This is a genomic window from Yersinia enterocolitica subsp. enterocolitica (assembly GCF_901472495.1).
Lineage (GTDB): Bacteria > Pseudomonadota > Gammaproteobacteria > Enterobacterales > Enterobacteriaceae > Yersinia > Yersinia enterocolitica.
In genome coordinates this window covers 4,060,586-4,073,922 of record NZ_LR590469.1, presented here as the reverse complement: position 1 = coordinate 4,073,922, position 13,337 = coordinate 4,060,586, and the positions used below count along the sequence as shown (strand labels likewise).

The following is a 13,337-nucleotide window of genomic DNA, read 5'->3' as shown; positions in this document are numbered from 1 at the left end:
TACATAAATGGAAAAGGTATGAAGAACTGGAGAACGCTTATTCTCGGATTGGTTGTCTGTGCCAATACCGCGTTCGCAGCACCACAAGAAGTTGATAAAGTTGCCGCTGTGGTTGATAACGGCGTTGTTCTGCAAAGTGATGTCGACGGTCTGTTACAATCAGTGAAACTGAATGCACAGCAAGCTGGGCAACAAGTTCCGGATGATGCGACACTACGTCATCAAATTCTTGAGCGCCTGATCATGGATAATATCCAATTGCAGATGGCCAAGAAGATGGGAATTACTATCAGTGACGAAGCGCTGGATAAAGCCATCGCTGATATTGCTGCGCAAAACCGTATGACACCTGCTCAGATGCGTAGCCGCTTAGCCGCAGATGGTCTGAATTACGATACCTATCGTGAGCAAATCCGCAAAGAAATGCTAACGTCAGAAGTGCGTAACAATGAAGTGCGCCGCCGTATTACTATCCTGCCGCAAGAAGTTGAGTCGTTGGCCAAACAAATTGGCAACCAAACCAGCGGTGATGCCGAACTGAATCTGAGCCACATACTGATCCCATTACCAGAAAATCCGTCTCAACAACAAGTTGATCAGGCAGAAGATTTGGCGAAAAAATTGGTATCAGACATTAAAGGCGGAGCTGACTTTGGTAAATTGGCTATCGCCAACTCTGCCGACTCTCAGGCGCTGAAAGGCGGCCAGATGGGTTGGGGTAAATTACAGGAATTACCTTCTCTGTTTGCTGAAAGGCTGCAATCAGCGAGCAAAGGTGATGTTGTTGGCCCAATCCGTTCCGGTGTTGGTTTCCACATTCTGAAAGTGAATGATATTCGGGGCGCTGATAAGACTATTTCAGTTACCGAAGTTCACGCGCGCCACATCTTGCTGAAACCCTCGCCGGTCATGACCGATGATCAGGCTCGTGCTAAATTAACGGCTGCGGCTGCGGATATTAAGAGCGGCAAAGCCAACTTTGCTACGATTGCTAAAGAGATCTCCCAAGATCCGGGTTCTGCCATGCAGGGCGGTGATTTGGGTTGGGCTTCGCCAGACATTTATGATCCTGCATTCCGTGATGCACTGATGAAGCTGCAAAAAGGCGAAATCAGCGCACCAGTTCATTCCTCTTTCGGCTGGCATTTAATTCAGGTTGTTGATACCCGTCAGGTAGATAAAACTGATGCAGCACAGAAAGATCGGGCGTACCGTATGCTCTTTAGCCGTAAGTTTGCAGAAGAAGCTCAAACCTGGATGCAAGAGCAACGTGCCGCAGCTTATGTGAAAATTCTTGATGGTAGTGATGCAAAACCACAATAATCGTATTGTTATCACCCCCGGCGAACCTGCCGGGGTTGGGCCAGATTTAGTCATCGCCCTGGCGCAGCAGGATTGGCCTGTTGAACTAGTGGTGTGTGCTGATCCAGCCTTGCTGCTTACTCGTGCCAGTCAACTTAACCTGCCATTGCAGCTACGTGAATATCAGCAAGATAAACCCGCATTGGCACAACTTGCTGGCACTCTGACTATTTTGCCGGTGAAAATAGCGGCTGAGGTGATACCAGGCCAGCTTGATGTCAAAAACAGCCACTATGTAGTGGAAACACTAGCTAAAGCCTGTGATGGTGCCATCAGTGGCGAGTTTGCCGCATTGGTCACTGGCCCGGTACAAAAAAGCATTATCAATGATGCAGGTATCCCTTTTATCGGGCACACCGAATTCTTCGCTGACCGCAGCCACTGCTCACGGGTGGTGATGATGTTAGCTACAGAAGAGCTGCGTGTAGCGCTGGCAACCACTCACTTGCCTTTACTGGCAGTGCCTGGGGCAATAACACAAACCAGTCTGCATGAAGTGATTTCCATTCTTGATAATGACCTGAAAACCAAATTTGGTATTAGCCAACCACAGATTTATGTGTGTGGACTTAATCCTCATGCGGGCGAAGGGGGTCATATGGGCCATGAAGAAATCGAGACGATTATCCCCGCACTGGCTACACTGCGTCAGCAAGGGATAAACCTTATCGGCCCGTTACCAGCAGACACACTATTTCAGCCAAAATATCTGCAACATGCAGATGCCGTCCTTGCGATGTATCACGACCAAGGGCTGCCAGTCTTGAAGTATCAAGGGTTTGGCCGGGCAGTTAATATTACGCTCGGGTTGCCTTTTATCCGCACTTCTGTGGATCACGGTACCGCATTAGAACTCGCCGCAACCGGTACTGCCGATGTTGGTAGTTTCATTACGGCATTAAATTTAGCCATTAAAATGATAAATAACAGCAATGAATAATAGAGTCCACCAAGGGCATTTTGCCCGCAAACGCTTTGGACAAAACTTTTTAAACGATCAGTTTGTCATCGATAGTATTGTCTCCGCTATCCATCCGGTTCCAGGTGAAGCGGTAGTTGAGATTGGCCCCGGTTTAGGTGCATTAACTGAACCCGTAGCCGCTCGCATGGATCATATGACGGTCATTGAGTTGGACCGCGACTTAGCCGCTCGTCTGGCCAGCCATCCTCAACTGAAAGACAAGCTCACTATCCATCAAGAAGATGCGATGAAAATCAATTTTTCTGAATTGGCCGAGCTTGCTGGGCAGCCATTACGGGTATTTGGTAACCTACCATACAACATCTCTACCCCGCTGATGTTCCATCTTTTCAGCTATACTTCTGCTATTCGTGACATGCATTTCATGTTGCAAAAAGAGGTGGTTAATCGCTTGGTTGCCGGGCCTAACAGTAAAGCTTATGGTCGTTTGACAGTCATGGCGCAATATTACTGCAACGTCATCCCTGTGTTGGAAGTGCCGCCAACTGCCTTTACTCCAGCCCCAAAAGTGGATTCAGCTGTAGTGCGTCTAATCCCGCATGTGAACACACCGAATCCGGTCGGTGATGTGCGTATGCTTAGCCGCATTACGACACAAGCTTTCAACCAACGCCGAAAAACCGTGCGTAACAGCTTGGGTGATCTATTCACCCCAGAGCAGCTAATCGAATTAGGTATTGACCCGATACTACGGGCAGAGAATATTTCGGTAGCGCAATACTGTAAGCTGGCTAACTGGCTTTCAGCTCAATCGACACCGCAAGAATAAGCAGGAGCATATTATGATTGAACAGCCCCGCGTTTGTGTACAGGTGCAAAGTATCTATGTGGAAACCCAGTCGATACCAGACGAGGAACGTTTCGTCTTTGCCTATACCGTGACGATTCGTAATCTGGGCCGTTCAAATGTGCAACTCATGGGCCGCTATTGGTTAATTACTAATAGCAATGGCCGACAGACAGAAGTTCAAGGCGAAGGAGTTATCGGTGAACAGCCGTTGATCCTGCCAGGTAACGAGTTCCAATACACCAGCGGGGCCGTGCTAGAAACGCCGCTGGGTACCATGGAAGGGCATTATGAGATGGTTGATCACCTTGGTCAGGCGTTCCGTACTGTGATTCCGGTGTTCCGCTTAGCGATCCCAACACTAATCCATTAATCCTGACCTCAACTATGTCTACTTATCTTATTGGCGATGTTCACGGCTGCCTTGACGAGTTGCTTGCGCTATTAGCGCAAGTGGACTTTGATCCGCAACACGATACCTTGTGGTTGACCGGCGATTTAGTTGCCCGCGGCCCTGCTTCACTGGATGTATTACGTTATGTCCGTTCATTAGGGCCAGCCGTTCGTATGGTTCTGGGTAACCATGACCTGCACTTATTGGCAGTTTACGCTGGCATTAGCCGTAACAAACCTAAAGATCGCATCACACCACTGCTTGAAGCCCCTGATGCTGACGAATTGATTAATTGGTTACGCCGCCAACCGGTTTTGCAGGTTGATGACGAACTAAAATTAATTATGGCTCACGCCGGTATCACCCCTCAGTGGGATATCGAAACGGCCCAGATGTGTGCCCGTGAAGTAGAATCTGTCCTGAGCAGTGACAGCTATCCACTCTTTCTGGACGCAATGTACGGTGATATGCCCAATAACTGGTCACCCGAGTTGACGGGGTTAGCACGCTTACGTTTTAGCACTAATGCATTGACCCGTATGCGTTTTTGCTTCCCAAATGGGCAACTGGACATGATCTGTAAGGACACACCAGAAAATGCCCCTGCCCCGCTTAAACCTTGGTTTGAGCTACCACGGCTGGTCAGCCCTGAGTATTCGATTATCTTTGGCCACTGGGCATCACTGGAAGGGAAAGGTGTACCAGAAGGAATTTATGGGCTGGATACTGGCTGTTGCTGGGGAGGCAATTTAACCCTGCTTCGTTGGGAAGATAAACGTTATTTCACACAACCCGCTTTCAAAGTTGAAGCTGAAATAACCAATGCTGACGAAATAGCCGCAGCAGCAAAAGATCCCTCTAGTTACTTGTAAGATATAAATAATTTTAGGTTAATGACAAAGCCGCTGATAGTTTAATGAGTGAAGGGGTTACCGCACCTAGGGGCGCTTCGGTCGCTTACGCGACTACGACCCCAACGGCACGATTCCCCTTCATTCGACTTCGTCATTAGCCTGCAATTAGCGACGTTCAAGGATCTCGAAACAATAGCTGTGTGAATTAGCCTCGTCTGCATCATGGAATTCACTAAAGATACTTTCCCACTCATCTGGCTCATAATCTGGAAAATGGGTATCGCCCCCAACTTCAGCATCAATGTGAGTAAGATACATACGGTTAGCGCGGTCTAAGAATTGCTTATAGACACGGCCGCCACCCATCACCATCACTTCTTCCGCATCGCCTGCCAAAGCGAGTGCGTCGTCAATAGAGGTTGCCCACGTTACCCGATCATCCGTTCCCGGTTGGCTACTGATAACAATATTCAACCGCCCCGGCAGAGGGCGACCAATAGATTCGAATGTCTTGCGGCCCATAATGACCGGTTTATTTAGCGTGTTACGTTTGAACCAGGCTAAATCGGCTGGTAAGTGCCATGGCATGGCGTTTTCCATACCAATAACGCGATCCGCTGCCAATGCAGCAATCAGGCTGATAATCATTGTTAAACCCTGTAGGCTACGAGAGCCAGTACCGAAAAATTGCTCACACTATACGTAAAGCCTAATCCAGCGTCGATAGCGATAAGCAGGCTAATTACACATATAAGACTGCTCTTAGCCCACGACAAAAACAGAGACAGAAAAAAACCTTATACACCAGGACGTTTGCGATATAACCATAATCCTGGCAAGGATAAACCAATCGATAACGAACCAACAATAAATGACGCCTTTAAGAAATTGGTTACCATAGTGGACATCAAAACTTCGCTATAACCCAAGTGAGAGATCTCAACGACCGATATCATCGCGGTATAGGCGGAAATCCCCGGAAACATAGGAATAACAGCAGCAACCGTAAAGACTTTGGGATGGGCCAACAACCAGCGCGACCAATTGATCCCAATCATTCCGATCATAATTGAAGCTAATAATGAAGCCGGTTCAATATCCATACCAAAATGGATCATCAACATGCGCGAACCGTGCCCCAGTGCGCCCAGTAATGCGCAATAACGTAATGCCCGCACCGGCACATTAAATACCATCGCGAAACCCAGCGCTGGAATAGCCGCCAATACCATATCTTGCAATAATGCCCAGAGTAAACTCATCACCACCCCCGCAGTCCCCACGTCGCCATCGCAAATATCACCCCAATACAGGTTGATAACGTGAGTAAACTGGCCATTGCCCAGCGAGCCAGCCCCGTATTAACGTGGCCCTTGAACATATCGGCGACCGCATTGATCAACGGGAATCCGGGCACTAACAGCAACACGCTAGCCGCCATTGCCACACTCGATGCCTGTTGGAAAAATGGTAAACGCATTAATAGCCCGGAGACCGATGTCGCGACAAAAGCCGTGATACAGAAGTTAATTAGCGGATTCATATGCCGGGCCGTTAAACTTTGCCGCACAAACATCGCCAGCCCACTGGCTAAAAAAGTGATGGAAAACGCATCCCAACCGCCACCATTTAGCTTGCTAAAACAACCACATGATAAGGCGACCATCACCACTACCAGCCAGCGCGGGTAACGTAGCGGTTTAATATTTTCAAGGCGTTTTTCTACATCTTTTACATCCAACAAATGGTGCTCCGCCATGATCACAATATGCTGCACCTCTGTCACAACATGCATATTGATACCACGGTCAGTATTCTTGCGCGTGGAAGTTAGGCAATTCCCCTCGCTAATGGTGGTTAATACGACGGCATTGGCTGAGATAGAACTTTCAACACTGTCCATCCCCAAGGCGATACCAAGGCGCGCGGATAATTGCTCAACCAGCATACTTTCTGCACCGTGTTGCAGCAGCAACAGTGCGCACTTGATACACAACCGTGTAATTTCCCGCTGCTTCTGATTTGGTATCTCACCACTTATCACATTATCCAGGCTCATATTCGTGCATCACAGTCCATCAAAAGAGTAAAAAATAAATGCTCAATGCTATCCGACAGACAACTTAGCCCCTTGGGCAAATAAGAATAATGCAGGGAACTCTCGGTAGCGCTATTATCGTCAAAATGCCCCACTCTCACGCGGTAATCCTTATGCTAGAAACTTCTTTATTCGTCGCGACTATTGCTACATTGGGGATGATCTCCCCCGGCCCCGATTTCTTTTTAGTGATTAAAAACGCTGCCCGCTATCGCCGCCCCGCAGCAATGATGACAGCGCTCGGCGTAATTTTGGGTGTCGCTACACATATGTCTTATTGTGTGGCTGGCCTGGCGGTAGTTATCACTACCACCCCATGGCTGTTCAATTTTCTGAAATATGCCGGAGCCTGCTACTTGATCTGGATTGGTATCCAGGCACTGCTATCGCGCGGAGAAAGTAAGTTCAGCATCGATAACGCGACACAATCCCCCATCACACTGAAAGCCGCCTTCTTGCAGGGATACCTTTGCAATCTATTGAATCCCAAAGCAACTCTCTTCTTCCTCGCCGTTTTCACACAAATATTACAGATTAACTCCGGCGTGGGTGAAAAACTGTGGTACGCCTCAATCATCTGGGTACTGGCCGTTATTTGGTGGCCTTTGCTGGTGATTCTGATTCAAAGTGCGCCAGTCCGCCGTGGTTTGGCAAAAGCACAAAAAGTTGTCGATAAATTGCTGGGCGGCCTGTTAATCGGCCTGGGTATTAAAGTGGCGCTAAGCTAGCAGCATCAGCATTGAACTGCCCCAGAACCTACTATCTACAATTCAGTGAGAGCTAACATTGGTGAAGATCAATGTTGTTTATGAACAATATTATTGTTTATGAATAATACTGTTCTTGTGGTTAAAAGCCGCAGTTCACTAAATAGTGAGCATAAAAAAGGGCGATGTCTCCATCGCCCTGCTATTTATGCCGAAGATTAACCTTTCATCTTCTTAATCTTGGCATGCATTTCTTGTACTGAAATCACTTGCTCGGTTGGGTCAGCATTCAATGCCATCGCCGTGGCAAAGCCGCCGTTCAAGGTGGTATCGTAATGCACCTTATATTGCAGAGCACTGCGACGGATCAGTTTAGAATCTTCAATCGCCTGACGCCCGGCTGTGGTATTCACGATATAAGTGTATTCACCATTCTTGATTCGGTCCTGAATGTGTGGACGACCTTCATGCACTTTGTTGACCAGACGTGGATTTATTCCAGCCTCGCCCAACACCACCGCGGTACCGTGAGTGGCATCCAGTTCAAAGCCCTGTTTCAGCAACTTAGCCGCTAAATCAACAACCCGATGCTTATCACCCTCGCGCACGGATAACAGTGCACGGCCGCTCTTTTTCATACCAGACTGACTGCCCAGCATAGCTTTAGAGAAAGCTTCGGCAAAGGTACGGCCAACCCCCATCACTTCACCGGTAGAGCGCATTTCTGGCCCTAAAATCGGATCAACACCAGGGAATTTGTTGAATGGCAACACCACTTCTTTTACCGAATAATAAGGCGGAATAATCTCTTCCAGAACACCTTGCTGTGCCAGTGTCTGCCCTACCATCACGCGCGCGGCAATTTTTGCCAGCGGTATGCCGGTCGCTTTAGAAACGAATGGCACAGTACGAGCTGCTCGTGGGTTGACTTCAATCAGGTAAACTTCGTTATTTTTTACCGCAAACTGCACATTCATCAAGCCGCGGACACAAAGTTCAAAGGCCAATTTTTCCACTTGCTGGCGCATCACATCCTGAATTTCCTTGCTCAGGGTGTAAGCCGGCAATGAACATGCTGAGTCACCGGAATGAACCCCTGCTTGCTCAATGTGCTCCATAATGCCGCCAATTAACACGCGCTCACCATCGCAAATGGCATCTACATCCACTTCTACCGCATCATCAAGGAAGCGGTCGAGCAATACTGGCGCATCATTTGACACACTGACCGCATTTTGGAAGTAACGGCGCAGGTCAACTTCGTCATAAACGATTTCCATTGCGCGGCCGCCCAACACATAAGATGGGCGAACCACCAGCGGATAACCCAAACCTGCTGCTTTTTCAACTGCTTGCTCGATAGTCGCTACCGTAGCGTTAGCTGGTTGTTTCAAGCCCAGACGGTTTACTGCCTGCTGGAAACGCTCGCGGTCTTCGGCGCGGTCAATCGCATCAGGGCTGGTACCGATAATCGGCACACCGGCAGCTTCCAATTCACGCGCTAATTTCAATGGCGTTTGACCGCCGTATTGCACGATAACACCTTGCGGTTTCTCGATGCGGACGATTTCCAGCACGTCTTCTAATGTCACCGATTCAAAATAGAGGCGGTCAGAGGTGTCGTAGTCTGTAGAAACCGTTTCAGGGTTACAGTTCACCATGATGGTTTCATAACCGTCTTCACGCAGTGCCAATGACGCGTGTACACAGCAATAGTCGAATTCAATCCCTTGACCGATACGGTTCGGGCCACCACCCAGCACCATAATTTTCGGGCGTTCGCTGGTTGGATTGGATTCGCACTCTTCCTCGTAAGTCGAGTACATGTAGGCGGTGTCGGTTGAGAACTCTGCCGCACAGGTATCTACACGTTTATAAACCGGGTGCAAACCATACTTGTAACGCAACTTGCGCACTTCGCTTTCAGCCGCACCAACCAACTTCGCCAGGCGGGCATCGGCAAAACCTTTGCGTTTCAAGTGACGCATGAACTCTGCGGTCAAGCCATTGATACCGAGTTCTGCTACGTTCTCTTCCAGACGTACCAGCTCTTCAATCTGAACCAGGAACCAGCGGTCGACGTTGGTCAGGTTAAAGACACCATCAACAGACATACCGGCGCGGAATGCATCGGCGATATACCAAATTCGGTCAGAACCTGCTTCTTTCAATTCACGGCGAATTTTAGTCAGGGCTTCTGGATCATCAAGGCTGACTTTAGGGTCAAAACCGGTCGCACCCACTTCCAAACCGCGCAGTGCTTTTTGCAATGATTCCTGCTGAGTACGACCAATGGCCATCACTTCACCCACAGATTTCATCTGGGTTGTCAGGCGGTCATTGCTACCGGCGAATTTTTCGAAGTTAAAGCGAGGAATTTTAGTGACAACATAGTCGATAGATGGCTCGAAGGAAGCCGGAGTGCGGCCACCAGTGATGTCATTCATCAATTCATCAAGCGTGTAACCCACTGCCAGCTTGGCCGCAATTTTGGCAATCGGAAAGCCAGTGGCTTTAGATGCCAAAGCGGAAGAGCGAGATACACGTGGGTTCATTTCAATGACGATCAAACGACCATTTTTCGGATTAACCGAGAACTGCACGTTGGAGCCGCCAGTCTCCACGCCGATTTCACGCAGCACTGCCATCGAGGCATTACGCATGATTTGATATTCTTTGTCAGTCAGGGTCTGCGCCGGTGCCACAGTGATGGAGTCGCCGGTATGAATCCCCATGGCATCGAAGTTCTCAATAGAGCAGACAATGATGCAGTTGTCGTTTTTATCGCGAACAACTTCCATCTCATACTCTTTCCAACCAATCAGTGACTCGTCAATCAGCAACTCTTTGGTTGGCGATAAATCCAGGCCGCGCTCGCAGATTTCTTCAAACTCTTCGCGGTTATACGCGATACCGCCACCGGTGCCCCCCATGGTAAAGGATGGGCGGATAATGCACGGGAAACCTACATCAGCCGCAACGGCGAGGGCTTCTTCCATATTGTGCGCGATACCTGAACGAGCGGTATCCAGACCAATTTTTTTCATCGCGATATCAAAGCGACGGCGGTCTTCAGCTTTATCGATAGCATCAGCGGTTGCACCAATCATGGTGACACCGAATTCAGCCAGCACTCCTTGACGCTCCAATTCTAGTGCGCAGTTCAGTGCGGTTTGGCCGCCCATAGTTGGCAATACTGCGTCTGGGCGCTCTTTTTCAATGATTTTGCGCACCACTTCCCAGTGAATCGGCTCGATATAAGTTGCATCAGCCATTTCCGGGTCAGTCATAATTGTGGCGGGGTTAGAGTTTACCAAGATAACGCGGTAACCCTCTTCACGCAGCGCTTTACAAGCCTGGGCACCGGAGTAGTCAAACTCACAAGCCTGGCCGATAACGATTGGGCCTGCGCCCAGAATCAGGATGCTTTTTATATCTGTACGTTTTGGCATGGTTTGGCGCTCCTGATTATTTATTAGTATGGCTAGCGGCTGTCGCGCGATAAGCTTCAATCAGCTCGATAAAGTGATCAAACAGCGGAGCGGCATCGTGCGGCCCAGGGCTGGCTTCAGGGTGACCCTGGAAGCTGAAAGCTGCTTTATCGGTACGGTGAATCCCTTGCAGGGAACCATCGAATAAAGAAACGTGAGTAGTGCGTAGGTTGGACGGCAATGTGGTTTCATCAACGGCGAAACCGTGGTTCTGCGCAGTGATCATCACACAATTGGCATCCAAATCTTTCACTGGGTGGTTGCCGCCATGATGACCAAATTTCATTTTTACAGTTTTCGCACCGCTAGCCAGAGCCAGCAGTTGATGGCCTAAACAGATACCAAATACCGGAATATCAGTTTCCAGGAAGCGTTTAATCGCCGCGATAGCATAATCGCATGGCTCAGGGTCACCTGGGCCGTTGGATAAGAAAATGCCATCCGGATTTAACTTCAGGACGTCTTCAGCCGGGGTCTGCGCCGGAACAATGGTCAGGCGGCAACCACGGTCAACTAGCATGCGCAGAATATTGCGTTTTACACCGTAGTCGTACGCCACAACATGGAATGGCAGATCTTCAGGTTGTTTCGCCGCCGGTAAGTCGCCTTCCAGAGTCCAACTGCCTTGCAGCCATTGATACACTTCTTTGGTAGTCACCTCTTTGGCCAGATCCATCCCTTTCAAGCCTGGGAATGCTTTGGCTTTTTCCAGCGCCAGCGCAGCATCTGATAAGTCACCCACAATAATACAGCCGTTTTGCGCGCCCTTCTCACGCAGCAACCGTGTCAGCTTACGGGTATCAATATCTGCAATCGCTACAATATTGTGGCGCTTGAGATACTCAGATAAGCCTTCTTCATTACGGTAATTGCTGGCAATCAATGGCAGGTCGCGAATAACCAGACCTTGGGCGTGTACTGCGGAGGATTCTTCATCGGAGGCATTGGTGCCGACATTGCCGATATGAGGATAAGTAAGAGTGACGATCTGGCGGGAGTAGGAAGGATCAGTAAGGATTTCTTGATAACCGGTCATCGACGTATTGAAGACCACTTCCCCCACTGCCGTACCTTCTGCCCCGATGGCCCGACCGTGAAATTGGGTTCCGTCTTCGAGAACCAATAGCGCTGACTTAATCAAAACACCCTCCAAGGAATAAACAGTCACATTATTTGCATATTAATTCATATCTAGCGACCTAAATCAATGCAAAAACCGCCCTCAAAGCTAATTTTTGGCAAATTGGGCGCATTTTAATGATGAGTGACGCTCTTGTCTAGCCAAAGTGCCATTTTTTCTCTGTTTTTTACCGTTCTCATTAAAATGAGACGATTATAGCGGCAAAAACACATGCTAACTTAGCATAGTAAACGGTTGCGAGAGTATGTGACTGAAAAAAATCGTTCTGAAGTGATGAAAATGAGTACTAATAGATAATGAGGACACTAAAAGATAAAAAAACGAGATAAAACACAACAAAAACGACATTACGTATAAAAAAATGAATAAGACATCTGATTATATAAACAAACAAAAAAGGACAATAAAATATTGCCCTGTTATCATATGATTATGATAAAAACAACCACATCACGGGTTGTGCTTTACACCTTTAAAGTTCATTCAAACTCAGTACATCTCGCATATCAAACAAGCCATTATCATGATTAGAAAGCCATATAGCAGATTTAACGGCACCATTGGCAAAAGTCATGCGGCTAGTGGCTTTATGGGTGATTTCAACCCGTTCGCCAATGTCGGCAAACATGGCGGTGTGCTCCCCGACAATATCGCCAGCACGCACTGTCGCAAAACCAATAGTGCCTGGTTTGCGTTCTCCGGTATGGCCTTCGCGGGTATAAACTGCGCAATCTTTCAGTGACCGCCCTAAAGATTCAGCAATAGCCTCGCCCATCGCTAATGCGGTCCCTGACGGCGCATCAACTTTATAGCGGTGATGCGCTTCAATAATTTCGATATCAGTGTAATCGCCCATCACTTTGGCGGCTTTTTCAAGCAACTTAAGTACCACATTGACCCCAACACTGAAGTTTGCGGCGAACACAATACCAATCTCTGCTGATGCGGCGCTGATGGCGGCTTTACCGGCATCATCAAAACCGGTGGTTCCAATCACCATTGCCTTATGATGTGCGCGGCAAATAGCTAAATGTTCCAGAGTGCCCTCTGGTCGAGTAAAGTCGATCAACACATCAAAATGATCAGTTACTTTAGATAAATCATCACTTACGGCGATATTTAGCAAACCTGTTCCGGCCAGTTCACCCGCATCACTTCCCACCAGAGTGGACCCCGCGCGCTCTACTGCGGCACCCAGCACCACACCTTTAGTCTGCGTGATTGCCTGAATAAGCTGCCGACCCATACGGCCGCCTGCACCGACAACGGCGATGCGAATTGTTGAATTAGTCATGAGTTCTCCCAATATTGTGTCATCTACCCTGACAAGGGTTCAGATTAGCCGCCCGTCATCGACTCTGCCAGCCTATTTAATCTGTATTAGAAAAAAATGATATACGGCTGCTTTTATCAGTGAAACCACTTAATTCCTTGCATAACATTTGCTAACCCTCTCGCCGTGAGCATGTATGGGCAGCTCAATGTGCAATCCAAACGGAGTCAGTACAATAACGGTTCATC

The 13,337-nt window shown here is 48.4% G+C and carries 12 protein-coding genes; 6 read left to right on the top strand and 6 right to left on the bottom strand.

Translation table 11 applies throughout. The features are described 5' to 3' along the window. The first annotated feature begins 18 nt into the window (after positions 1–18). The 5 genes from surA to apaH are packed head-to-tail and all read left to right on the top strand — an operon-like array spanning position 19 to position 4,397. Complete coding sequence (gene surA / locus FGL26_RS19255) at positions 19–1,323, top strand: peptidylprolyl isomerase SurA (RefSeq protein ID WP_005167006.1); 1,305 nt, start codon at positions 19–21, stop codon at positions 1,321–1,323. Next, positions 1,307–2,302, top strand: a complete 996-nt coding sequence (gene pdxA, locus FGL26_RS19250) for a 4-hydroxythreonine-4-phosphate dehydrogenase PdxA (RefSeq protein WP_005167004.1) — start codon at positions 1,307–1,309, stop codon at positions 2,300–2,302. Before surA ends, pdxA begins: the two co-directional genes overlap by 17 nt. Next, positions 2,295–3,113, top strand: a complete 819-nt coding sequence (rsmA, locus tag FGL26_RS19245) for a 16S rRNA (adenine(1518)-N(6)/adenine(1519)-N(6))-dimethyltransferase RsmA (RefSeq protein ID WP_005167002.1) — start codon at positions 2,295–2,297, stop codon at positions 3,111–3,113. Before pdxA ends, rsmA begins: the two co-directional genes overlap by 8 nt. 13 nt (positions 3,114–3,126) lie before the next feature. Continuing rightward, entirely contained in the window at positions 3,127–3,504 is a 378-nt protein-coding gene (apaG, locus tag FGL26_RS19240; protein ID WP_005156966.1) for a Co2+/Mg2+ efflux protein ApaG, read from the top strand. A gap of 14 nt (positions 3,505–3,518) precedes the next feature. Next, positions 3,519–4,397, top strand: a complete 879-nt coding sequence (gene apaH / locus FGL26_RS19235; RefSeq protein WP_005166999.1) for a bis(5'-nucleosyl)-tetraphosphatase (symmetrical) ApaH — start codon at positions 3,519–3,521, stop codon at positions 4,395–4,397. A 147-nt stretch (positions 4,398–4,544) separates the two neighbouring features. On the opposite strand, the gene folA is transcribed toward apaH, so the two are convergent. The 3 genes from folA to FGL26_RS19220 form a co-directional block, all read right to left on the bottom strand. Then, a complete protein-coding gene (folA, locus tag FGL26_RS19230) occupies positions 4,545–5,024 on the bottom strand; it encodes a type 3 dihydrofolate reductase (protein WP_172668252.1) in 480 nt (159 codons plus the stop codon). A 152-nt stretch (positions 5,025–5,176) separates the two neighbouring features. Further along, the gene (locus FGL26_RS19225; RefSeq protein ID WP_005180751.1) at positions 5,177–5,641 is read right to left on the bottom strand and encodes a threonine/serine exporter; all 465 of its coding nucleotides are present in this window, start codon (positions 5,639–5,641) and stop codon (positions 5,177–5,179) included. Then, the gene (locus tag FGL26_RS19220; RefSeq protein ID WP_005166994.1) at positions 5,641–6,438 is read right to left on the bottom strand and encodes a threonine/serine exporter family protein; all 798 of its coding nucleotides are present in this window, start codon (positions 6,436–6,438) and stop codon (positions 5,641–5,643) included. Before FGL26_RS19220 ends, FGL26_RS19225 begins: the two co-directional genes overlap by 1 nt. A gap of 152 nt (positions 6,439–6,590) precedes the next feature. On the opposite strand from FGL26_RS19220, the gene FGL26_RS19215 reads away from it, so the two are divergent. After that, positions 6,591–7,205 (top strand): LysE family transporter, encoded by a 615-nt coding sequence (locus FGL26_RS19215; RefSeq protein ID WP_005166992.1) that lies wholly within the window; start codon positions 6,591–6,593, stop codon positions 7,203–7,205. Positions 7,206–7,402: 197 nt separating this feature from the next. Here FGL26_RS19215 and carB read toward each other — a convergent pair whose 3' ends face one another. The 3 genes from carB to dapB all read right to left on the bottom strand — a co-directional run bounded on the left by carB (position 7,403) and on the right by dapB (position 13,110). Continuing rightward, on the bottom strand, positions 7,403–10,636 hold the full coding sequence (gene carB / locus FGL26_RS19210) for a carbamoyl-phosphate synthase large subunit (RefSeq protein WP_138060264.1): 3,234 nt from the start codon (positions 10,634–10,636) through the stop codon (positions 7,403–7,405). A 16-nt stretch (positions 10,637–10,652) separates the two neighbouring features. Continuing rightward, positions 10,653–11,816, bottom strand: coding sequence for a glutamine-hydrolyzing carbamoyl-phosphate synthase small subunit (gene carA / locus FGL26_RS19205; RefSeq protein ID WP_005166988.1), 1,164 nt, complete (start codon positions 11,814–11,816; stop codon positions 10,653–10,655). A gap of 472 nt (positions 11,817–12,288) precedes the next feature. Further along, positions 12,289–13,110 (bottom strand): 4-hydroxy-tetrahydrodipicolinate reductase, encoded by an 822-nt coding sequence (gene dapB, locus FGL26_RS19200; protein WP_005166986.1) that lies wholly within the window; start codon positions 13,108–13,110, stop codon positions 12,289–12,291. Positions 13,111–13,337: the final 227 nt, after the last annotated feature.

What these genes read in the sequence shown, in the direction of transcription:
- surA (WP_005167006.1), top strand. Translation starts at nt 19, where the DNA reads ATGAAGAACTGGAGAACGCTTATTCTCGGATTGGTTGTCTGTGCCAAT.
- pdxA (WP_005167004.1), top strand. Translation starts at nt 1,307, where the DNA reads ATGCAAAACCACAATAATCGTATTGTTATCACCCCCGGCGAACCTGCC.
- rsmA (WP_005167002.1), top strand. Translation starts at nt 2,295, where the DNA reads ATGAATAATAGAGTCCACCAAGGGCATTTTGCCCGCAAACGCTTTGGA.
- apaG (WP_005156966.1), top strand. Translation starts at nt 3,127, where the DNA reads ATGATTGAACAGCCCCGCGTTTGTGTACAGGTGCAAAGTATCTATGTG.
- apaH (WP_005166999.1), top strand. Translation starts at nt 3,519, where the DNA reads ATGTCTACTTATCTTATTGGCGATGTTCACGGCTGCCTTGACGAGTTG.
- FGL26_RS19225 (WP_005180751.1), bottom strand. Translation starts at nt 5,641, where the DNA reads ATGAGTTTACTCTGGGCATTATTGCAAGATATGGTATTGGCGGCTATT.
- FGL26_RS19220 (WP_005166994.1), bottom strand. Translation starts at nt 6,438, where the DNA reads ATGAGCCTGGATAATGTGATAAGTGGTGAGATACCAAATCAGAAGCAG.
- FGL26_RS19215 (WP_005166992.1), top strand. Translation starts at nt 6,591, where the DNA reads ATGCTAGAAACTTCTTTATTCGTCGCGACTATTGCTACATTGGGGATG.
- carB (WP_138060264.1), bottom strand. Translation starts at nt 10,636, where the DNA reads ATGCCAAAACGTACAGATATAAAAAGCATCCTGATTCTGGGCGCAGGC.
- dapB (WP_005166986.1), bottom strand. Translation starts at nt 13,110, where the DNA reads ATGACTAATTCAACAATTCGCATCGCCGTTGTCGGTGCAGGCGGCCGT.